At 71.1% G+C, this 21,510-nt stretch carries 16 protein-coding genes; 12 read left to right on the plus strand and 4 right to left on the minus strand.

The features are described 5' to 3' along the window. Positions 1–4 precede the first annotated feature (4 nt). The 3 genes from cofD to CP976_RS17650 all read left to right on the plus strand — a co-directional run bounded on the left by cofD (position 5) and on the right by CP976_RS17650 (position 3,408). A complete protein-coding gene (gene cofD, locus CP976_RS17640; RefSeq protein WP_150481242.1) occupies positions 5–964 on the plus strand; it encodes a 2-phospho-L-lactate transferase in 960 nt (319 codons plus the stop codon). Beyond that, positions 961–2,289, plus strand: a complete 1,329-nt coding sequence (locus CP976_RS17645) for a coenzyme F420-0:L-glutamate ligase (RefSeq protein ID WP_150481243.1) — start codon at positions 961–963, stop codon at positions 2,287–2,289. Before cofD ends, CP976_RS17645 begins: the two co-directional genes overlap by 4 nt. Positions 2,290–2,406: 117 nt before the next feature. Then, positions 2,407–3,408 (plus strand): DNA-3-methyladenine glycosylase family protein, encoded by a 1,002-nt coding sequence (locus tag CP976_RS17650; protein ID WP_150481244.1) that lies wholly within the window; start codon positions 2,407–2,409, stop codon positions 3,406–3,408. A gap of 235 nt (positions 3,409–3,643) precedes the next feature. Here CP976_RS17650 and manB read toward each other — a convergent pair whose 3' ends face one another. Beyond that, a complete protein-coding gene (gene manB / locus CP976_RS17655; RefSeq protein ID WP_150481245.1) occupies positions 3,644–4,726 on the minus strand; it encodes a mannose-1-phosphate guanylyltransferase in 1,083 nt (360 codons plus the stop codon). Between the two features lie 134 nt (positions 4,727–4,860). After that, positions 4,861–6,378, minus strand: a complete 1,518-nt coding sequence (locus tag CP976_RS17660; protein ID WP_150481246.1) for a peptidoglycan recognition protein family protein — start codon at positions 6,376–6,378, stop codon at positions 4,861–4,863. Positions 6,379–6,528: 150 nt separating this feature from the next. On the opposite strand from CP976_RS17660, the gene CP976_RS17665 reads away from it, so the two are divergent. From CP976_RS17665 to CP976_RS17690, 6 genes are all read left to right on the plus strand, one after another. Next, complete coding sequence (locus CP976_RS17665) at positions 6,529–7,284, plus strand: TIGR03089 family protein (protein ID WP_150481247.1); 756 nt, start codon at positions 6,529–6,531, stop codon at positions 7,282–7,284. 304 nt (positions 7,285–7,588) lie between these two features. Beyond that, positions 7,589–8,809: an LCP family protein gene (locus CP976_RS17670; RefSeq protein WP_190146997.1), complete on the plus strand. Its 1,221-nt coding sequence runs from the start codon at positions 7,589–7,591 to the stop codon at positions 8,807–8,809. A gap of 240 nt (positions 8,810–9,049) precedes the next feature. Continuing rightward, positions 9,050–10,792, plus strand: coding sequence for an LCP family protein (locus CP976_RS17675; RefSeq protein ID WP_150481249.1), 1,743 nt, complete (start codon positions 9,050–9,052; stop codon positions 10,790–10,792). A 75-nt stretch (positions 10,793–10,867) separates the two neighbouring features. After that, positions 10,868–12,499, plus strand: a complete 1,632-nt coding sequence (locus CP976_RS17680) for an LCP family protein (RefSeq protein WP_190146996.1) — start codon at positions 10,868–10,870, stop codon at positions 12,497–12,499. Positions 12,500–12,726: 227 nt separating this feature from the next. After that, on the plus strand, positions 12,727–14,517 hold the full coding sequence (locus tag CP976_RS17685) for an LCP family protein (protein ID WP_150481250.1): 1,791 nt from the start codon (positions 12,727–12,729) through the stop codon (positions 14,515–14,517). Positions 14,518–14,609: 92 nt separating this feature from the next. After that, a complete protein-coding gene (locus CP976_RS17690) occupies positions 14,610–16,211 on the plus strand; it encodes an LCP family protein (protein WP_150481251.1) in 1,602 nt (533 codons plus the stop codon). 52 nt (positions 16,212–16,263) lie between these two features. On the opposite strand, the gene CP976_RS17695 is transcribed toward CP976_RS17690, so the two are convergent. After that, positions 16,264–17,322: a glycosyltransferase family 2 protein gene (locus tag CP976_RS17695; protein WP_150481252.1), complete on the minus strand. Its 1,059-nt coding sequence runs from the start codon at positions 17,320–17,322 to the stop codon at positions 16,264–16,266. A 127-nt stretch (positions 17,323–17,449) separates the two neighbouring features. Between CP976_RS17695 and CP976_RS17700 the strand changes: the two genes are divergently transcribed. Both CP976_RS17700 and CP976_RS17705 read left to right on the plus strand, forming a co-directional pair. After that, positions 17,450–18,934, plus strand: coding sequence for an LCP family protein (locus CP976_RS17700; protein WP_150481253.1), 1,485 nt, complete (start codon positions 17,450–17,452; stop codon positions 18,932–18,934). 123 nt (positions 18,935–19,057) lie between these two features. Then, entirely contained in the window at positions 19,058–19,420 is a 363-nt protein-coding gene (locus CP976_RS17705; RefSeq protein ID WP_150481254.1) for a four-helix bundle copper-binding protein, read from the plus strand. A 72-nt stretch (positions 19,421–19,492) separates the two neighbouring features. Here the strand turns inward: CP976_RS17705 and CP976_RS17710 are convergent, their stop codons facing one another. Beyond that, positions 19,493–20,794: an LCP family protein gene (locus CP976_RS17710; protein ID WP_150481255.1), complete on the minus strand. Its 1,302-nt coding sequence runs from the start codon at positions 20,792–20,794 to the stop codon at positions 19,493–19,495. A 119-nt stretch (positions 20,795–20,913) separates the two neighbouring features. On the opposite strand from CP976_RS17710, the gene CP976_RS17715 reads away from it, so the two are divergent. Then, complete coding sequence (locus tag CP976_RS17715) at positions 20,914–21,471, plus strand: acyl-CoA thioesterase (protein ID WP_059420204.1); 558 nt, start codon at positions 20,914–20,916, stop codon at positions 21,469–21,471. The last annotated feature ends 39 nt before the right edge of the window (positions 21,472–21,510 follow it).

Raw genomic sequence — 21,510 nt, forward strand, 5'->3', positions numbered from 1 at the left:
TTCCATGCGCATTGTGGTTCTGGCAGGCGGCATCGGTGGTGCCCGGTTCCTGCGTGGTCTGAAGCGGGCCGTGCCGGACGCGGACATCACGGTCATCGGCAACACCGGGGACGACATCCACCTCTTCGGGCTGAAGGTCTGCCCGGACCTCGACACGGTGATGTACACGCTCGGCGGCGGCATCAACGAGGAGCAGGGCTGGGGGCGCGCCGACGAGACCTTCCACCTCAAGGAGGAGCTCGCGGCGTACGGCGTCGGGCCCGAGTGGTTCGGCCTCGGCGACCGGGACTTCGCCACGCACATCGTGCGGACGCAGATGATCGGCGCGGGATACCCGCTGAGCGCGGTGACCCAGGCGCTGTGCGACCGCTGGGAGCCGGGCGTGCGGCTGATCCCGATGTCCGACGACCGCGTCGAGACGCACGTGGCCGTCGAGATCGACGGCGAGCGCAAGGCGATCCACTTCCAGGAGTACTGGGTGCGGCTGCGCGCCTCGGTGCCCGCGGAGGCGATCGTGCCGGTGGGTGCCGACCAGGCGAAGCCGGCGCCGGGGGTGCTGGAGGCGATCGCCGAGGCGGACGTGATCCTCTTCCCGCCGTCCAACCCGGTCGTGTCGATCGGCACGATCCTCGCCGTGCCCGGCATCCGGGAGGCCATCGCCGACGCCGGAGTGCCGGTGGTCGGCCTGTCCCCCATCGTCGGTGACGCGCCCGTGCGGGGCATGGCCGACAAGGTGCTCGCCGCTGTGGGCGTCGAGTCGACCGCGCCGGCGGTGGCCGAGCACTACGGCTCGGGCCTGCTGGACGGCTGGCTCGTCGACACGGTGGACGCCGGCGCGGTGGAGCGGGTCGAGGCGGCCGGGATCCGCTGCCGGGCCGTGCCGCTGATGATGACCGACACCGACGCGACCGCGCGGATGGCGCGGGAGGCCCTGACACTGGCGGAGGAGGTGCGGGGAGCTTGAGCGGCGAGGCCCCGGAGAACCGGCAGGGCGCCGACGGGTACCGGGTCTGGGCCCTGGGCGGGCTGCCCGAGGTCGCGGCCGGGGACGACCTGGCCAAGCTGATCGCGGCCGCCGAGCCCGGTCTGGCCGACGGGGACGTAGTGCTGGTCACGTCGAAGATCGTGTCCAAGGCGGAGGGCCGGGCCGTCCGGGCGGCCGACCGGGAAGCGGCCATCGACGCCGAGACGGTACGGGTGGTCGCCCGGCGCGGCAGCCTCCGGATCGTCGAGAACCGGCAGGGCCTCGTCATGGCCGCGGCCGGGGTCGACGCGTCCAACACCCCGTCCGGGACGGTGCTGTTGCTGCCCGAGGACCCGGACGCCTCCGCCCGTGCGATCCGCGCCGGACTGCGGGACGTCCTCGGCGTCGACGTCGGTGTCGTCGTCACCGACACGTTCGGGCGGCCCTGGCGCGCGGGGCTCACGGACGTCGCGATCGGCGCCGCCGGAGTGCGCGTACTGGACGACCTGCGCGGCGGCACTGACGCGCACGGCAACCCGCTCAGCGCCACCGTCGTCGCCACGGCCGACGAACTCGCCGCGGCCGGCGACCTCGTCAAGGGCAAGGCGGCCGGGCTCCCCGTCGCCGTGGTGCGCGGCCTGCCGCACCTGCTGGCGCGGGACGACGGAGAGGGAGCGCGGGCCATGGTGCGCGGCGCGCGCGACGACATGTTCCGGCTCGGTACGTCGGAGGCGGTACGGCTGGCGGTGACCCAGCGGCGCACGGTCCGGGCCTTCACGGACGAGCCCGTCGACCCCGGAGCGGTACGGCGGGCGGTGGCCGCGGCGGTGACGGCGCCGGCGCCGCACCACACCACCCCGTGGCGATTCGTGCTGCTGGAGTCGGAGGAGTCGCGGACGCGGCTGCTCGACGCCATGCGGGACGCCTGGATCGCCGATCTGCGGCGGGACGGCAAGACGGAGGAGTCCATCGCCAAGCGGGTGCGGCGGGGGGACGTGCTGCGGAACGCGCCGTACCTCGCCGTCCCCTGTCTGGTCATGGACGGCTCGCACACCTACGGCGACGCGCGGCGCGACGGGGCCGAGCGGGAGATGTTCGTGGTCGCCACCGGCGCCGGCGTGCAGAACTTCCTGGTCGCGCTGGCCGGGGAGCGGCTGGGGTCGGCGTGGGTGTCCTCGACGATGTTCTGCCGGGACGTGGTCCGCGAGGTGCTGGGGCTGCCGGCGGACTGGGATCCGATGGGCGCGGTGGCGGTCGGGCATCCGGCGGAGGAGCCGCGGGCGCGGCCGGAGCGGGACGCGGGGGCTTTCATCGAGGTGCGGTGACCGGCGGCGGTCGGCGCTTACGCTCTTAGCGCTGCTCCTCTTTTCTCGCCTCTCGTGTCTCCCCTCTCGTGTCTCCCCTCTCGTACATCGTCCTCTCGTATCCCAGGGACTTCGCTCATGGCAGGACGGTTCGCTCCGCGGCCCACGCGCACGACCGTGCGCGGCGGGCAGGTCGGCGTCGCCGGTGGCGTGCCGCGGCAGGCCGCCGGCCCGGGGCGGGTGCGCGACTGGGTGCCGGACGGGCCGCTGGATCTCGGTCTGGTGCTCGGGCCGCTGCGGCGCGGGCCGGGTGATCCGACGTTCCGGGCGATGCCGGACGGCTCCGTGTGGCGGGCCTGTCGTACGCCCGCCGGGCCCGGGACGCTACGGGTCTGCGCGTACGGCGGTGGCGTGCGCGGCCAGGCCTGGGGGCCCGGGGCGGAGTGGCTGCTGGACCGGTTGCCGGAGCTGCTCGGGGCCGCCGATGATCCGTCCGCGTTCGTGCCCCGGCACCGGCTGGTGGCGCTGGCCCGGCACCGGCGGCCGGGGTTGCGGCTGACGCGGAGCGGGCTGGTGCTGGAGTCGCTGATTCCGTCGATTCTGGAGCAGAAGGTCACGACCGATGAGGCGTATCGGGCGTGGCGGTTGCTGGTGCGGAAGTTCGGGGAGCCGGCGCCGGGGCCCGCGCCCGGGCGGATGTATGTGATGCCGGAGCCTCGCGCGTGGGCGCTGATTCCGTCGTGGGAGTGGCATCGGGCCGGGGTCGACAACAAGCGGGCGTCGACGATTCTGCGTGCGGTGCGGGTGGCCGGGCGGTTGGAGGAGGCGGCCGGGATGGAGCCGGGGGTGGCTCGGGCGCGGCTTGAGGTGGTGCCCGGTGTTGGGCCGTGGACCTCGGCGGAGACGGTGCAGCGCAGTCATGGGGCGCCGGATGAGGTGACCGTGGGGGATCTGCATCTGCCCGGGATCGTGGGGTGGGCGTTGGCCGGGGACCGGGATGCGGATGACTCGGTGATGCTGGAGTTGCTGGAGCCGTATGCGGGGCAGCGGCATCGGGCGGCTCGGTTGATTCTGCTGAGTGGAAGGGTGCCGGGGCGTCGGGCGCCGAAGATGCCGCGGTGGGATATCGGGAGGTTGTGAGCCGACCCGGGTTTCCGGTGCTGCGGCGTTGGCGCTGAGGCCGGGTGGGTCCGCAGCCCGGCGGAACGGGGTGCCGCTGCGCCCACCCGTGCCGCCCCAAGCGGCACGACTGCCCGCAGCGGCGGCCGGCGGCCGCCAAGCCGAGGGAGTTGCCCTACCCGGCGCCACGGAATGCCGCCGCCCACCCTCCCCCATCGCCCCAGCGGCACGACTGCCCGCAGCGGCGGCCTGGGCGCTATCGGTCCGAAGAGAAGCGGACCGCTCCCGCTGGGATCTGGGCGTCGCACCAGATGCGGGCGCCGTCGCGGAGTTCGTTGTCGGGGCCGATGATCGCGCCGTCGCCTATGACCGTGCCGGTGAGGACGGAGCGTTCGCCGACGCGGGCCCGGGTGCCTATGAGGGAGTCGGTGATGACCGCGCCGGGTTCGATCACGGCGCCCGGAAGGATCGTGCTGCCGAAGACGCGCGCGCCCTCCGCCACGAAGGCGCCCTCGCCGACCACCGTGCCGCCGGACAGCTTCGCGTCGGCCGCGACCGTCGCCGTCGGCAGGACCAGGCGGTCGCCGCAGCGGCCGGGGACCGCCGGGGACGGGGCCCGGCCCAGGACCAGGTCCGCCGAGCCCCGGACGAACGCCGCCGGTGTGCCCAGGTCCAGCCAGTACGTCGAGTCGACCATGCCCTGGAGGTGGGCCCCGGCGGTCAACAGTTCCGGAAACGTCTCGCGCTCCACCGACACCGGCCGGCCCAGCGGGATCGTGTCGATGACCGAGCGCCGGAAGACGTACGCCCCCGCGTTGATCTGGTCGGTGACGATCTCCTCGGGCGTCTGCGGCTTCTCCAGGAACGCCAGGACCCTGCCCGTGTCGTCCGTGGGGACGAGGCCGTAGGCGCGCGGGTCCGTGACCTTGGTGAGGTGCAGGGAGACGTCCGCGCCCGTGGTCTCGTGGGTGTCGACCAGGGCCCGGATGTCGAGGCCCGTCAGGATGTCGCCGTTGAAGATGAGGACCGGGTCGTCGGGGCCCGAGTGCAGCCGGGAGGCGACGTTGCGGATGGCGCCTCCCGTGCCCAGGGGCTCCTCCTCCGTCACGTATTCGAGGTGCAGTCCCAGCGCGGAACCGTCATCGAAGTACGGCTCGAAGACCTCGGCCAGATAGGACGTGGCCAGGACGATGTGCTCGACACCCGCCGCTCTCGCTCTCGCCAGTTGGTGCGTGAGGAAGGGCACCCCGGCCGCCGGCACCATGGGCTTGGGCGTGTGCACCGTGAGCGGGCGCAGCCGGGTGCCCTTGCCGCCGACCAGGAGGATCGCTTCTGTCACGTGTCGTCTCTGCTTCCTGCCGGGACCGGCCGAACTGTCTTTCGGCCGGTCAGTGTATGCAGACCGTTCCGTGGCGCCTTCGCTGGCCGTGCGGCATTCCGCCCGCTGCCCCCCGATGGCGGTGAACGTGATTCTCAGCGGCCCTGGTACCGGGCCGCGTTGGAGCGGGCCGAGCCGAGCTTGCCGTAGAGCTTGCGTCCCGGGCAGGACGTCCTGAATCCGTCCCGGTGACCGGAGATCACGTTCAGTCGTACCTTCTTACCTTTTCGGTGGAGATTGCTGCCAGCCGACTTCAGGTATGTCTTCCCCCGCGGATTCATCCCGTACAGGCCCAGCTTCCACGCCGTGAGCCGGGCGATGGCCTTGACTGCGGCGGACGACGGCTTCTTGGCGCCGTACGACCCGAGGACGGCGATCCCCATGCTGTTGTTGTTGAAACCAAGAGTGTGGGCACCGAGGACCGGCCTGGACACGCCCCCGGCGCGGCCCTCGTAGATCTTTCCGCACTTGTCGATGACGAAGTTGTAGCCGATGTCCCGCCAGCCCATGCTCTTGACGTGGTAGCGGTAGATACTGCGGATGAGTGACGGGACCTGCGAGCAGCGGTAGTTGTTGCCGGAAGCCGTGTGGTGCACGAAGGCCGCCTTGACCTTCTTGGTGTACCGGAAGCCCCGCTCCCGCAGCCCCTCGTTCGCGCCCCAGCCACGCCGCGTGACGATGCGCGGGCGCGGACCGACGTACGGCCTCGCCTGCTGCTGCTCCGTCAGCTCTCCGGCGTTGAGGGCGAGGAACTCCTGCTCTGTCTCCGCGCTGTTCAGCGCCGGGATCTCGGTGGCGTCGAGGGGAGCCAGGTCGGCGTTGACGACGGAGGCCTCTGCGGCGGCGGAGGCCCCGGCTGCGGCGGAGGCCTCGGCGGCGGAGGCCCCGGCTGCGGCGGAGGTCTCGGCGAGGTCGGCGGTGCGGGGGCCGTCCGCGGAGGCGCCGTGCGGCGGGGCGTCATCGCCCGGGTCGACGAGTTCGAGGCGGAGGCCGTAGGGGAGCGGCGGGGCGGCGGCCAGATTGCGGATGCCCGTGCCGTGGTGCGCGGAGGCGGCTTCCGCCTTCTCGGGTTGGGAGCGGACCCGGAGTTCCACGCCGTCGGAGTCCCCCACCCACAGCGGTGCGGTGGCGCCGCGGACGCGGCCCGACGTGCTCTCCGGGGTCCCCCGGTCGGCCGCGTGGTCGGCGTTGTGCGTCTCGACGTCCTGCCAGCCCGACCAGGTGCCGGTGTCGGCGGCTCGGGTACGGACCTGGACGCGGCCGTGCAGTTCGGCTTCGGGGTCGTCCCAGACGACGCCGAGGAGGGAGAAGTGGCGTACGGGACGGCGGGTCACGCCCTGCTCGTGGGCATCGGGGGCGGTGGGGGTGGCGCGGTTGCGGGAGAGGGGTTCGAGAGGGAGGGACTGGGTGCTGCCGGGGGCGTACGGCTCGGCCGCGCGCCGGCCGGCCATGGTCGTGTCCGGTGTCCCCGCGCGGGGCGCGGGTCTCGCGGCCGTGGCCGCTTCCGTGGCCGGCACCGGTCTCGCCGTGGTCGCGACGGCGGGCGGAGTGAGGGGAAGGGCCAGAGCGGCCGCACAGGTGACACCGATCGAAGAAACGAGAAATCCACGCATGCCCCCGATCTTTGACATAGTCCTATAAGTCTGTCTATTTGGGACTTGACGGACCGTCGGCCGTGGTTCGGCCGAACCGGTGGCGGATTCACGGCGGGGCGGTGGCCCGGCCGTTGGGTGGAGGCTTGGGTGCCGCGTACGCTTGAGCGGGTGAACGCCACCGATCGCACCCCTGCCGACCTGCTGAATTCCGCGCTCGCCGCGGATCCGGGACGCCCCCTGGTGACCTTCTACGACGACGCCACGGGCGAACGTGTCGAACTGTCCGTGGCCACCTTCGCCAATTGGGTGGCCAAGACCGCCAACCTCCTCCAGGACGAGCTGTCCGTCGAGCCCGGGGACCGGGTGACACTGTTGCTGCCCGCGCACTGGCAGACGGCCGTGTGGCTGCTGGCGTGTTCGTCGGTGGGAGTCGTCGCGGACGTCGCCGGGGATGCGCGGGCGGCCGATGTCGTGGTGAGCGGCCCGGACGGGCTGGAGGCGGCGCGGGCGTGTTCCGGGGCGCGGGTCGCGATGGCGCTGCGGCCGCTCGGGGGGCGGTTTCCGCAGGTGCCCGAGGGGTTTGTCGACTACGCGGTGGAGGTGCCGGGGCAGGGGGACCGGTTCGTGCCGTATGCGCCGGTGGATCCGGACGAGCCTGCGCTGATCGTGGCGGGGCGGGAGTTCAGCGGGGCGGAGGTCGTCGAGCGGGCCCGGGCGGAGGCGACGGGGCTGGGGTTGACCGGGCCGGGGTCGCGGATTCTGTCGGGGTTGCCGTACGACACGTGGGAGGGGTTGAACGCGGGGTTGTACGGGCCGTTGGCCACGGGGGGTTCTGTGGTGTTGTGCCGGCATCTGGAGCAAGCGGGGGACGGAGTGCTGGACAAGCGGGTGGAGAGCGAGCGGGTTACGGTCATTGCCCGGTAGGGCGCTTTCGAGCGCCCTGCGTTGGTGCTGAGGGCGGGGCGATGCGCAGCCCGGCGCGGCGGGATGCCGCCTCCTTGGGACGGGTGCCGCCCCAAGCGGCACGACTGCCCGCAGCCGAGCGAGACCGGCGGCCGCAGCTCAGCGGGACCGGCGGCACCAGCTCAGGGGGGCGGGCGGCCGCAGCCAAGGCGAATGCCTCTCCCCCGTTCAGCCCACCCCCACCCCACGCCCACCCCCCATCCACGCCACAGTCGTAGGAGCAGTGCGCGCGCACGTTCGTACGTCGTGAGGGGTGGTCTCTGTCGTGGGCGACACCGGGAGGCTTGGGTCGGGGGCGGGTGCCTCGGCCAGTGGGCCGGGGCTGGTGCGGCGGCGTCGGCGGCGGTGGGTGCGGATCGGGGCGTTCGGGGTCGCCGGTGTCGTCATCGCGGCCGGCGGGGCCGGATGGGCCGTGTACGCGAAGCTCAGCGGGAACATCACGCCCGACGAGGCCGCCGCCGCCGAGCTCGCGCGGTACGAGAAGGAGCGGCCGACCTCGCTGGTCAAGGACGCGCGGAACATCCTGCTGATCGGGTCGGACTCGCGCGAGGGCGACGACAACGCGCGCTACGGGCGTGACTCCGGGACCGAGCGGTCGGACACCACGATCCTGCTGCACCTGTCCGCGGGCCGGGACAGCGCCACCGCCGTCTCCCTGCCCCGGGACCTGATGGTGGAACTGCCGGGCTGCCGGCGCCCGGACGGCTCGCGCAGCGTGCCGCGGTTCACCATGTTCAACCAGGCCTTCCAGGTGGGCGGTTCCGCCTGCACCATCCGGACCGTCGAGAAGCTCACCGACATCCGCGTCGATCACCACGTCGTCGTCGACTTCCACGGCTTCAAGGAGATGGTCGACGCCGTCGACGGCGTGGAGGTGTGCCTGCGCGAGCCGATCGACGACCGGGCCGCCAAGCTGCGGCTCCCCGCCGGACGGGTGACCCTCGACGGCGAGCAGGCGCTCGGCTACGTCCGCGCCCGCAAGACGCTCGGCGACGGCAGCGACACGGAGCGCATGGAGCGTCAGCAACGGTTTCTCGGGGCACTCGTCAACAAGGTGCGCAGCAATGACGTCCTGCTGAATCCGGTGAAGCTGTATCCCGTGCTGGACGCCGCCACGTCATCTCTCACAACCGACCCGGGTCTGGCCAGTCTTCGCGGTTTGTACGAACTCGTGCGCGGGCTGCGCGACATCCCCATGGAACGTGTGCAATTCCTGACCGTTCCACGGGAGTCGTACGCGTACGACGCCAATCGCGATCAACTCGTGGAACCCCAGGCGGAGAGGCTGTTCGAGCGGCTGCGTACGGACACACCCGTGGCGGTGGCCGGGGACGATCCGCGCGGTTCCGCCCCGCCGAGGCCCACCGATTCGCGTGACGGGTCGTACGGGGATTCGTATCCGGGGCCGTTTGCGAAGCCCGTCGTCACCGTTTCTCCTCCACCGACGTTCCGGGGGAACACGGCAGCCGAGGACACCTGCGAGTAAAGCGGGCACCAACGTAACTCCAAGGTAATGAACTCTTCACCCGAGAAATGGGCGAATTGCCCAGGTGTAGGGACGTGGAATTTGTCACCGCCGTCGTTCGGCACTGAACTGGGCGGTTAGTGTGAGCGATCCGGTGCGCCCGGCTCTGAGGACGGTCCTGAGGTCGCGCACTGTGTGACCGAGACCCGGGCGCCTTGGAGGGGGAGGCGCCGCGTGCCCCGACGGAGGAAACAGACAACCGTGGACGCGCAAGGCCGTGGGCGGGCGGACGATATCGATCCCGCAGACCAGTGGGTGCTCAATCCGAACACCGGCGAATACGAACTGCGACTGCCTGCTTCCTCACCGCAGTCGGGCGTCCCGAGTCCCCGCAGGCCACCGGCCCCCGACGCGGCCCCGCCGGCGCGCGGCCGTACGCAGGCGCCCGGCAGGCCGCGGCCCGAGACGCCGGGCCGTTCGGTGCCGCCGTCGCGCAGGCGCCGCGGGGCGCCGGAGGAGCCGCTGCCGGGGCGGCGCGGGCGTCGGCCGGCCAAGAAGGCCGCGAAGGGGAAGAAGGCCCTGCTGTGGACCGGCGGCGCGATGGCGTTCGTGCTGGTCGCCGGGGCGGGCGCCGCGTACTTCTACATCGAGCACCTGAACGACAACATCGCGTCCGTCTCCGACGACGGCGCGAGCACCGGTGGCTTCCAGAAGGACAAGGCCATCAACATCCTGCTGATCGGCACCGACAAGCGCACCGGCAAGGGCAACGAGAGCTACGGCGACTCGGGAAGCGTCGGGCACGCCGACACCACGATCCTGCTGCACGTCTCCAAGGACCGCTCGAACGCGACCGCGCTGAGCATCCCGCGTGACCTCATCGTCGACGTGCCGGACTGCCCGACCACGCAGGAGGACGGGTCGCAGAAGATCATCCCGGGCACGCAGCAGGCCCGCTTCAACACCAGCCTCGGCCAGGACGGCCGTACCCCCAGCTGCACCATGCGGACCGTGACCGAGCTCACCGGGGTCAAGCCGGACAACTTCATGGTCGCCGACTTCAACGCGGTCAAGACGCTGACCAGCGCGGTCGGCGGGGTCGAGGTCTGCCTGGGCAAGGACATCGACGACCCGGACTCGCACCTGAAGCTGTCGAAGGGCACGCACACGATCGAGGGCGAGCAGGCGCTGGCGTTCGTGCGCACCCGGCACGCCGTGGGCTTCGGCGGCGATCTGAGCCGGATCGGGCTCCAGCAGCAGTTCCTGAGCGCGCTGATGCGCAAGCTGAAGTCCAACGACACGCTCACCAGCCCCTCGAAGATGCTCGACCTGGCGGAGGCGGGCACCAAGGCCCTGACCGTCGACTCGCAGCTGGACAGCATCGGCAAGCTCAAGGACCTCGGTCTGGAGCTGGGCAAGCTCGACACCAAGAACCTGACGTTCACCACGACCCCGGTGATCGACAACCCGACGGAGAAGGTCAAGAGCACGGTCGTGCTGAACGAGTCGACGGCCCCGCAGGTCTTCGACATGATCAAGAACGACGTCTCCTTCACCGCGGTCAAGGACAAGAAGAAGAAGGAGGCGGCCGCGGTGGCCGCCCGCCTGAAGGGCAGCAAGGCCCCGGCCTCCGAGGTCCGGGTGCGGATCCTCAACGGCGGTGCCGATCCCGGCAGCGCCCAGGAGACGCTCAGCTGGCTCCAGGTCGAGGAGGGCGTGACCAAGTCGGAGAACGCCGGCAACGCGCCCGCCGAGGGGGCGAAGACCACGCTCGAATACGCCCCCGACCAGGCCGACCAGGCCCGCCGCCTCGCCGACATCATGGGCCTGCCAGGGTCGGCGATGAAGCCGGGCGAGAGCGTCGAGAACGCCCAGGGGGTGCCCGCGATGACCCTGACCCTCGGCAAGGACTTCAAGGGTGCGGGCACCTCCCTCACCGCTCCGTCGAAGGCGCCGGAGGGTGTGGACAAGTCCACGGCGGACAAGGTCGAGTGCGCCGAGTGACCTGACGGGCCCGCCGTACGTCTCACAGGGCGTACGGCAGGCCTTGTCCGGTGACGCGGGGGTGGAGAAGAGCAGATGGCACAGAGCAGCAGTGTGTACGGGGAGGGGACGAAGCCGCGTGCCGTCCCGAGCGAGCCGGTCCCGGGCAGACCCGCCGGGCCGGGGGTCGGCGACGGCCCGGGAGGACGCCGGCCCGGCCGCGGACGCCGCGTCCTGCGCTGGTCGGCGACGTCCCTCTCGATGCTGATCCTCGCGACCGCCGGTGCCGGCTACCTCTACTACGAGCACCTGAACGGCAACATCGAGAAGGGCCGGCGCAGCAGCGGCGACTCCAAGGCGCGCAAGTCCGCCCCGAACGAGGCCGGGCAGACGCCCCTGAACATCCTGCTGGTCGGCTCCGACAGCCGTAACTCCGACGAGAACGTGAAGCTGGGCGGCGCCCGGAAGGACCGGGGCAATCCGCCGCTGGGCGACGTGCAGATGCTCATCCACCTGGCCGCGGACCGCAAGAGCGCCGCCGTGGTGAGCATTCCGCGCGACACCCGGGTCGACATACCGAAGTGCACCGACCCGAAGACCGGGCGGACGTACCCGCCGGTCAACACGATCATCAACGCCTCACTGGCCCGTGGCGGAGCGGGCTGCACGCTCGCGACCTGGGAGAACCTCACCGGGGTCTACATCGACCACTGGATGACGATCGACTTCGCGGGCGTGGTGAAGATGGCGGACGCCATCGGCGGGGTCGAGGTGTGCGTGCGGCAGAACGTGTGGGACCGGCCACTGCCCGGCGTTCCCGGCGGGTCGGGTCTGAAGCTGACGGCCGGCCGGAAGAAGGTCCAGGGCGAGCAGGCGCTCCAGTGGCTGCGCACCCGGCACGCCTGGGGCAGCGACCCGCTGCGGGCCCGGGCGCAGCACATGTACATGAACTCGATGATCCGCACGCTCAAGGCGCAGAACGTCTTCACCGACACCGGCCGGCTGACCGACCTGGCCGAGGCGGCCACCAGGTCGCTGCACGTGTCCGAGGAGCTCGGCACGGTGAAGAAGCTGTACGACCTGGGAATGCAGCTCAAGACGGTCCCGACGGACCGCATCACCATGACGACGCTGCCCACGGCCGAGGACCCGCAGGACCGCAACCACCTGGTCCCGGCCGGTGCCGACGCCGACCGGGTGTGGGACATGATCCGCGACGACGTGCCCTTCGACGGCAAGGGCGGGAAGCCTGGCGCCAAGAAGCCCTCCCAGGCCTCCGAGCAGTCCGAGCAGTCCGAGGATCCGGCCGCGGCGGACGACGCCATCGGCGTCCTGGTGCAGAACGCCACGCGCTCGGACACCCTCGGTCCGGTGAGCGGGCGCGCGGGCGCCATCGCGCAGTCGCTCGTGGCCAAGGGCTTCGCGAAGGCCGCCGCGGACACCTCCGGCGCGCTGTCCGAGGACCGGACCGTCGTGCGCTACCCGAGCGCCGAGCTGGCGGGCGACGCGCAGCGTGTCGCCAAGTCGCTGGGCATTCCGGCGAGTTCGGTGCGGCGGTCGACCGATGTCTCCGGCGTCACGGTCGTCGTGGGCGCCGACTGGCGTACGGGTACGGCCTATCCGAAACAGCCGGCTCCGAAGGCCGGGGACCTGCCCGGTGACGCGGACGCCCTCAACGGCTCGGACGCCGGGCAGTGCATGGACGTGTACGCGCCCTACCGCTGGTAACGGCCGGAGAAGCAACTCACACACCGGTCGACGGCTTCCTTCCCCTTCCCCCCATGGAATTGGGCGGAATTGCCCAAATGTATGGACGCTGAATTTGTCATTCAGTGCACACCGACGTTCAACTGGGCGGATAGTGTGAGCGATCCAGTGCTTCTGTGATGACAAGTACCCGTGCGCCTTCCGGGGGGAGAAGGCGCCGCGTGCCCCGACGGAGGAAACAGACAACCGTGGACGCGCAACGCCGTGGGCGGGGGGACCAGATCGACCCCGCAGACCAGTGGGTACTGAATCCGAACACCGGTGAATACGAACTGCGACTGACTCCATCCGCAGCGCAGTCGCCGGTATCCGGGGCACGTGGAACCACTCCCCCGACGGGGGCGGGCGGCCGTACGGCGGGACCGCGCAAAGCGGCTCCCCGTAACGGGGCTCCCCGCAACGCGGCCTCCCCCAGCGCGGCATCCCGTGAGGGCGGTGCCACCCGCACCGACGTTCCGCCCCAGCGCCGGCGGCGCGGTGCGCCCGAGGAGCCGCCGCCCGGGCGGCGCGGCGGGCGCCGGCCGGTGCAGCGGAAGCCCAAGAAGGCCAAGAAGGTGCTGATGTGGACCGGCGGCACGATGGCGTTCGTGCTGGTCGGGGTCGGCGCGGCCGGCTACTTCTACCTCCAGCACCTGGAGGGCAACGTCACGACGACCGACGTCGGCAGCGCGGGCGCCAGCAACTTCAGCAAGGACGAGGCCTTCAGCGTCCTCATCATCGGCACGGACAAACGCACCGGTGAGGGCAACGAGGGCTACGGCGACAAGGGCAGCTCCGGCCACGCCGACACCACGATCCTGCTGCACGTCGCCAAGGACCGCTCCAACGCGACCGCGCTCAGCATCCCCCGGGACCTGATCGTGGACATCCCCGACTGCCCGACGAAGCTGGAGGACGGCTCGGAGAAGGTCGTCCCGGGCCTGCGGGGCGTCCGCTTCAACCGGAGCCTCGGGGAGGACGGCCGGGACCCGGGCTGCACGATGCGCACGGTGAAGGAGAACACCGGCATCCAGGTCGACCACTTCATGATGGCCGACTTCAACGCGGTGAAGACGCTGACGACGGCGGTGGACGGGGTCGACGTCTGCGTGGAGAAGCCGGTCAACGACAAGGAGTCCAAACTCGTCCTGCCCGCGGGCCCGTCGACGGTCGAGGGCGAGCAGGCACTCGCGTTCGTCCGTACCCGCAAGAGCTTCGGCAACAGCGGTGACCTGGACCGGATCAAGGTGCAGCAGCAGTTCCTGGGCTCGCTCATGCGCAAGATGTCCTCCAGTGACACCCTCACCAGCCCCTCGAAGCTGCTGAAACTGGCCGAGGCCGCCACCAAGGCGCTGACCGTGGACAAGGCCATCGGCAACGTCGGCACGCTCAAGGACATCGCCCTGGAGCTGAAGAAGGTGCCGACCAAGAACATCGCCTTCGCGACCGTCCCGGTGAAGGACAACCCGGCGGAGACGGTGAAGGCGACGGTCGTCCTGGACGAGTCGAAGGCTCCCCAGGTGTTCGACATGATCAAGAACGACGTCTCGTTCACCGAGGTCAAGGAGCAGAAGAAGAAGGAGAAGGACGCCGAGGCCGCACGGCTGAAGGGCAGCAAGGCCCCGGCCTCCGAGGTACGGGTCCGGGTCCTCAACGGCGGGGCCGTCACCGGCAGCGCGCAGAAGACCCTCCAGTACCTCCAGGTCGAGGAGGGCGTGACCAAGTCCGAGAACGGCGGGAACGCGCCCGCCGCACTGGCGAGGACCACGCTCGAGTACGCCCCCGACCAGGCCGACCAGGCCCGCCGCCTCGCCGACATCATGGGCCTGCCAGGGTCGGCGATGAAGCCCGGCGAGAGCGTGACCAACTCCCAGGGCGTGCCCGCGATGACCCTGACCCTCGGCAAGGACTTCAAGGGCGCCGGCGTGAAGCTCAACGCCCCGGTCGAGGCGGCGGACGTGGAGAAGTCCACCGCCGACAAGGTGAAGTGTGCGAGTTGACCCGCTGAGGGCAACTGACAGGCCCGTCGTGCGTCTAACAGGGGGCAGGGCGGGCCTGTTGCATGCGCCGGGGGGCGGGAAGGACCGGGGAAGTGACGCAGAGCGGTGTGCGGGAGAACGAAACGCGGCAGGGCGTCCGCCAGGAACCGGGCCCGGGCGGGACCACGTCGGCGACGGGCGGCACCCCCGGCGGCCCGAGCGGCGAGGGCCGGCCTCGGCGTACCCGGCGGTTGCTGAGGTGGTCCGCCGCCGTGCTCGCCCTTCTCATACTCGGGACAGCCGGGGCCGGATACCTCTACTACCGGCACCTCAACGGCAACATCAAGAAGGACGCGCTGAACCTCGGCGACAACAAGGTCGCCGCACCGACGCCGAACGCCGCCGGGCAGACCCCGCTGAACATCCTGCTCATCGGCTCGGACGCACGGGACAGCAAGGAGAACCAGAAACTCGGCGGCGCCCGTGAGACGTTCGGCGCCGCGCCGCTGGCGGACGTGCAGATGCTGCTGCACCTGTCCGCCGACCGCACCAACATGTCGGTCATCAGCATGCCCCGCGACACGCTCGTGAAGATCCCGAAGTGCACCGACCCGGACGACGGGAAGGTGTACCCGGGAACCCAGGGGCGGACGATGACCAACCAGAGCCTCGGCAACGGCGGCCCGGGCTGCACCGTGGCCACCTGGCAGGAGCTCACCGGCATCCACATCGACCACTTCATCATGGTCGACTTCGCGGGCGTGGTGTCCATGGCCGACGCCGTCGGCGGCGTCCCGGTGTGCGTCGACGCCAACATCCACTCGCGCACCTCCGACGGCAAGGGCTCGGGCCTGAAGCTGGAGAAGGGCACCTCGTACATCCAGGGCGAGCAGGCCCTCCAATGGCTGCGCACCCGTTACGGCTTCGAGGACGGCAGCGACCTCGCCCGCGCCAAGGCCCAGCACATGTACATGAACGCGATGGTCCGCCAGCTGCGCGAGAACGCCACCCTCAGCAGCCCGAACAAGCTCCGCCGACTGGCCGAGGAGGCCACCCGGGCCCTGACCGTCGACCCCGGCCTCGACACCGTCAAGAAGCTCTACGACCTCAGCGACGAGCTGCGCAAGGTGGAGCCCGAGCGCATCACCATGACCACGATGCCCAACCGGTACGTCGGCGCCCGCGTGGAGCCCACGGAGGACGCCGAGCAGCTGTTCCGGCTGGTGCGGGAGGACATCGCGCTGGACGGCAAGGACAAGGACGGGAAGAAGGCGGCGGAGAAGGCCTCCGCCGACCCGGCCGCGGCCGACGGCGAGATCCCCGTCCAGGTCCGCAACGGCACCCGGACCGACACCCGGGCCGCGGCACGCGGGCGCGCGAGCACGGTGGCCGGACTGCTGACGGGGCAGGGCTTCACCCAGGCCGTCGCCGACACCACCGGCTCGTGGAGCGAGGAGCGGACCGTCGTCCGCTACCCGAGCGCCGACCTGGAGGGCGACGCCCAGCGGATCGCCAAGGCCCTCGGGATTCCGCTCGGTTCGGTGAAGCGGTCGACCGACGTCTCCGGCGTCACGCTCGTCGTGGGCGCCGACTGGCGGGAGGGCACGGCCTACAAGGCACCGAAGCGTAACAACAAGACCCCGAAGTCGGCCCAGGCGCTCAACGGCGCGGACGACAAGGCCTGTATGCACGTGAACCCGAACTTCACCTGGTGACGGAAACGGGCCCCTCCCGAAGGGGAGGGGCCCGCAAGGCGTGCGGTGTGCGTCAGCCGGTGGTCGCGTCCGCGTCCGCCCGGACCGCCGGACGCCGGGACGCGATGACCTTCTTCGCCAGCGACCGCGGGCTGGTCAGGAAGCCCCAGCCCCACGACATGTGCATGGTGGCCAGCGCCACGGGGATCTGGAGCCGAGCCTTCAGCGGCAGCCCCTTGCCCGCCGGGACCGAGCCGAGCAGGATCGCCGCGAGATAGCCGCCGGGCACCACGAAACCCCACGGCGTCAGCAGCGCGCCCACCAGGGTCCCGGCCGCGATCGCGCACACGGCGGTCGGCGGGGCGAGGTAGCGCAGGTTGATCGAGCCCTCGTGGTACCGGGCGACGACGTGCCGCCAGCGGCCGTAGTCCTTGTACTGCTTGGCGAGCGCCTTCACGCTCGGCCGGGGCCGGTACGACACCTTCAGCTCGGGCGAGAACCAGATGAGGCCCCCGGCCTCCCGGATCCGGAAGTTCAGCTCCCAGTCCTGGGCGCGGATGAACTCCACGTTGTAGCCGCCCTGCTGCTCCAGCGCCTCGCGCCGGAAGACTCCGAGGTAGACGGTCTCGGCCGGGCCGGCCTGTCCGCCCGTGTGGAAGGAGGCGTTGCCGACCCCGATCTTCGAGGTCATCGCGGCGGCGACGGCGTGCTCCCAGTCGTTCTCGCCCTCGGCGTGCATGATGCCGCCGACGTTCTGCGCGCCGGTCTCCTCCAGGAGCCGCACCGCGGTGGCGATGTAGTTGGGCGAGAGCATGCCGTGCCCGTCGACGCGGACGACGATCGGGTGACGGGAGGCGTTGATCGCCGCGTTCAGGGCGGCCGGCGTACGGCCGGTCGGATTCGGAACGGTATGCACGCGCTTGCTTTTGAGAGACGCAGTTTCGGCCACGAGTTCGGCGGCGATCTCGTCCGTGCGGTCCGTGGACGGACCGAGGGCGATCACGACCTCCATCTCGCCGGCGTACTCCTGCGCGAGGATCGCTTGGACTGCTCCCCGCAGGTGCCGTTCCTCGTCGAGGACGGGCATGATCACGGAAACGGCGGGGAGCCGCACGTCGGGATTGGCGTTCATAGGGGCCTCACGTTACCGCGAACGGGGGACACCGGTGCGCGCCGCCGGGGCGCTACCGCGGGCCGCAGATCGTATCGGCCTACGGTTTCACGGATCCCACGTACGGCCGTCGTCCGGAGGTGCCCCCTTGCCCACGCCGCCGCGGTCCCCTCGGTCCACCGCCGCTCCGCAGCGCCGCCCGCAGCCCTCCCCCGGGCGCGCCCCGCGCAGGTCCGCCCCGCCCGTACGGCGCCGGAAGCCGCGCTGGGGCGTGCGGGTGGTCACCACCCTGTCCGTGGTGGTCCTCGCGTCCGCCGGTATCGGGCACGCGGTGATGACCAGCCTGGACGCGGACATCGCCCGGGTCGACCCCTTCAAGGACATGAAGAACCGGCCACAGGCGGGCCACGGCATGAACGTGCTGCTGGTCGGCACCGACGGCCGCGAGAAGATCGGCAAGGAGGAGCGGCGGAAGTACCGGCTGGGCGGGGAGCCCTGCCACTGCACCGACACGATCATGATCGTGCACATCTCGGAGGACCGGGAGCGGGCGAGTGTGGTGAGCCTGCCGCGCGACTCGTACGCCGTGATGCCCGCGCACGTCGACCGAACGACGGGCAAACGGCACGGCGGGCACCCGGTCAAGCTGAACGCGGCGTACGCCGAGGGCGGGCCGCAGCTGACCGTGCGGACGGTCGAGAGCATGACGAAGGTGAAGATCGACCACTACCTGGAGGTCGACTTCACCAGCTTCATGCGGACCGTGGACGTGGTCGGCGGCGTACCGATCTGCACCGCGGACCCCCTGAAGGACAGCTACACCGGCCTGGACCTCCCGGCCGGGCGGCACACGCTGGCGGGCGGGCAGGCGCTCCAGTACGTACGCGCACGGCACGTCGACGGGGCGTCGGACCTCGGCCGGATGAAACGGCAGCAGCGCTTCATGGCGGCGCTCGTGGAGCGGATCACCTCCTCTGGGATCCTCCTCAACCCGATGAAGTTCCGGGACGTGGCGCGGGCCGTGCTCGGCTCGGTGCGGGCCGACAAGGGCTTCGGCACGGACGAGATGCTGGACCTGGGCCGGGCCATGCGGAACTTCTCCCCCTCCTCCTCCGAGTTCACGACCGTCCCGATCGGGCGGATCGGATACGTCGTGAAGGACGTCGGCTCCACGCTGAAGTGGGACCCCGTGAAGGCGGAGCGGCTCTTCAACGCCCTGCGCCAGGACCGGCCGCTGTCCGCGCACCGGTCGCGCAGCGCGGCACGGATCGTGTCGGTCGCCCCCCAGCAGATCCACGTCCAGGTGGAGAACGGCACCCGCACGCCCGGGCTGGGCCGCCGTGTCGACACGGCCCTGGCCTCGACGGGCTTCCGCACGACCCGGGCTCCGGTGAACGCCGCCGCCCGCGACGTCAAGCGCACCGTCGTCGCCTACGACCCCCGCTGGGACCGCTCGGCCAAGTCCCTCGCCACCGCCCTGCCGGGCAGCGAACTCCGCCCGGTCGAGGGCCTCGGGGCGACCCTGAAGGTCATCGCCGGCACGGACTTCGAACGCGTACGCAAGGTACGGGCCGAGGACCCGGGGCAGGGCGAGGCCGGGGTGGTGCGGGGGGACGAGGTGGCGTGCTCGTAGGGGCCGCGGCGCACGCATGGCGGAATTCTTCCTTCCGCCCCATGGCGGTGCGGGCCGGGCAGGCGTAGGACGGAAGGGCACGAGGGCCGGCCCCCGGCCCTCACCGCCCACCCGGGAGGAATCATGACCCAGCAAGCCGACATGACCCCGCTGAGCAAGGAGATGCAGGACTGCGTCCAGGCGTGCATGACCTGCCACAGCGTGTGCGAGGAGACCATGAGCTCCTGCCTCCAGATGGGCGGCCAGGCCCAGATGCAGATCATGCGCGCGGTCATGGACTGCGCCGAGATGACGCGCATGTGCGCCGACATGATGATGCGGCGCTCGCCGCTGTCGGCCGAGATGTGCGCGATGTGCGCCCGGGCCTGTGACATGTGCGCCGAGGCGTGTATGTCGATGCCGGACGACGCCCAGATGATGCGCTGCGCCGAGGCGTGTCGCCGCTGTGCCGAGACGTGCCGCACGATGTCGGCCGCCACGATGTGAGGACCGCGGTGTGAGGGCCGCCTCACAGCAGTCGGGGGCACCCCCGTGGGTGCCCCCGACGCATGCCGGTGCTCAGTTGCCCGAGACGGTGACCGTCTCGTCGTTCTTCAGCTGGCTGACCAGCGTCTTCAGCTTCACGCTGTCCCACTGGAGGTTGCCGTTCGGGGAGTTGCCCGAGATCGGCATGTTCATCGACTTGCCCTCGCCGCCGCTGACGCCCTTCATCGCCCAGAACATCGACGCCAGGTCGAACAGGCCCATGTCCTTGTCGACCACGAGGGAGTCCAGGCCCGCGCCCATGGTCGGGTACAGCTTGAACGGGTTGAGGATCGTGCTCGGGGTGGCGACCTGGTTGGCCAGGGCCGACAGGAACTTCTGCTGGTTCTTCGTACGGTCCAGGTCGGAACCCCTGAGCGCGTAGCGGGTGCGGACGAAGGCGAGGGCCTGCTCGCCGTTGAGGGTCTGCTTGCCCTTCTTGAGGTCCGCGCCCGACTTGGTGTCCTTGATGTCCTGCGGGATGTCCATCTCGACACCGCCGACCGCGTCCACGATGTTCGCGAAGCCGCCGAAGCCGATCTCCACGTAGTGGTCGATGTGCAGTCCGGTGTTGGCCTCGACGGTACGGACCAGCAGTTCGGGGCCGTCCTCCGCGTACGCCGCGTTCAGCTTCGTCTGGCGGCCGGTGGCCTGGTAGAGCTTGCCGGAGTCGGACCCCTTGTACGACGGGATCGTGACGTTCGAGTCACGCGGCAGCGAGATCAGCGTCGGGCCGTTGCTGCCGGTGTGCAGGATCATCATCGAGTCCGTGCGCTTGCCCTCGGCGGACCCGGTGCGCAGCCTCTTCTTGTCCTCGGCCGACAGGCCCGCGCGGCTGTCGGAGCCGACGATCAGGTAGTTCGTGCCCTCGCCCGCCTCCGGCCGGTCGATGACCTTCGACAGGTCGACGTCGCGGTTGAGCTTGGAGTCGGCCCAGAAGTACGTGGCGACGCTCGTCACGACCAGCACCGTCACGACCGTGATCGCCGTCACCTTGATACGGCGGCGCCAGTTGGGCGCGGGGCGCGGCTCGTACAGGTCGTCGCCCGGACCGCCGGGGCCTCTGCCACCGGGGGATCCGTAGACCTGGCCGGTGTTGTAGCCGCTGTCGTAGCCGCCCGGCGGCTCGGCGTAGCCGCCGTTGACGTACGAAGGCTGCTGCGGTACTCCGCCGCCGTACGGCGGGGCGCCTCCGTAGCCGGCCTGCCCGGGCGACGGCGCCGGACCGCGGCGGACCTGCCGCATCACGCGGGCGCTCTCGGGCTGTGCGCTCGCGCTTCCGCGTCCGTACCGGCTGCCGCGGTTGTCGTCGGACCATCCCTCGGGCCAATTGTTCATGCGCCCCAGTGTGCCGGTCCCGGTAGTGGGCCATACAAGAGTCGTCGGAAAATCAGAGCACGGCTGTGGCGAAGCTGACACAAAAACCCCTCATACCGCCTCGGCATAAGGTAGGGGCCATGACAGACCAGGCCCCAGCTGCGGATTCCGGCACTCCGGATATCCCGGGCAAGCCGACTTCGGCCTCCCGCACCACCCTCAGCCACATCATGACCCACAACGACACGAACCTTCTGGGGACGGTGCACGGTGGCGTGATCATGAAGCTGGTGGACGACGCGGCGGGTGCCGTGGCCGGGCGGCACTCCGGCGGGCCGGCCGTCACCGCGTCCATGGACGAGATGGCGTTCCTGGAGCCGGTCCGCGTCGGCGACCTGGTCCACGTCAAGGCACAGGTCAACTGGACCGGCCGCACCTCCATGGAGGTCGGCGTCCGTGTCCTGGCCGAACGCTGGAACGAGTCCGCCCCGCCCACCCAGGTCGGCTCCGCCTACCTCGTCTTCGCGGCCGTGGACGCCGACGGCAAGCCCCGCCGGGTGCCCCCGGTCCTCCCGGAGACCGAACGCGACAAGCGCCGCTACCAGGAGGCCCAGATCCGCCGCACCCATCGCCTGGCCCGCCGCCGGGCGATCATGGAACTGCGGGAGAAGCGGGCGGCGGAGGGGTTCGAGGACTGAGTGAGCCTCCCGCGGGACGGGAGGCTCACCAGCTGACGC

The organism is Streptomyces coeruleorubidus, assembly GCF_008705135.1.
Taxonomy (GTDB): domain Bacteria; phylum Actinomycetota; class Actinomycetes; order Streptomycetales; family Streptomycetaceae; genus Streptomyces; species Streptomyces coeruleofuscus.

What these genes read in the sequence shown, in the direction of transcription:
- cofD (WP_150481242.1), top strand. Translation starts at nt 5, where the DNA reads ATGCGCATTGTGGTTCTGGCAGGCGGCATCGGTGGTGCCCGGTTCCTG.
- CP976_RS17650 (WP_150481244.1), top strand. Translation starts at nt 2,407, where the DNA reads ATGGCAGGACGGTTCGCTCCGCGGCCCACGCGCACGACCGTGCGCGGC.
- CP976_RS17660 (WP_150481246.1), bottom strand. Translation starts at nt 6,378, where the DNA reads ATGCGTGGATTTCTCGTTTCTTCGATCGGTGTCACCTGTGCGGCCGCT.
- CP976_RS17680 (WP_190146996.1), top strand. Translation starts at nt 10,868, where the DNA reads ATGGCACAGAGCAGCAGTGTGTACGGGGAGGGGACGAAGCCGCGTGCC.
- CP976_RS17695 (WP_150481252.1), bottom strand. Translation starts at nt 17,322, where the DNA reads ATGAACGCCAATCCCGACGTGCGGCTCCCCGCCGTTTCCGTGATCATG.
- CP976_RS17705 (WP_150481254.1), top strand. Translation starts at nt 19,058, where the DNA reads ATGACCCAGCAAGCCGACATGACCCCGCTGAGCAAGGAGATGCAGGAC.
- CP976_RS17710 (WP_150481255.1), bottom strand. Translation starts at nt 20,794, where the DNA reads ATGAACAATTGGCCCGAGGGATGGTCCGACGACAACCGCGGCAGCCGG.
- CP976_RS17715 (WP_059420204.1), top strand. Translation starts at nt 20,914, where the DNA reads ATGACAGACCAGGCCCCAGCTGCGGATTCCGGCACTCCGGATATCCCG.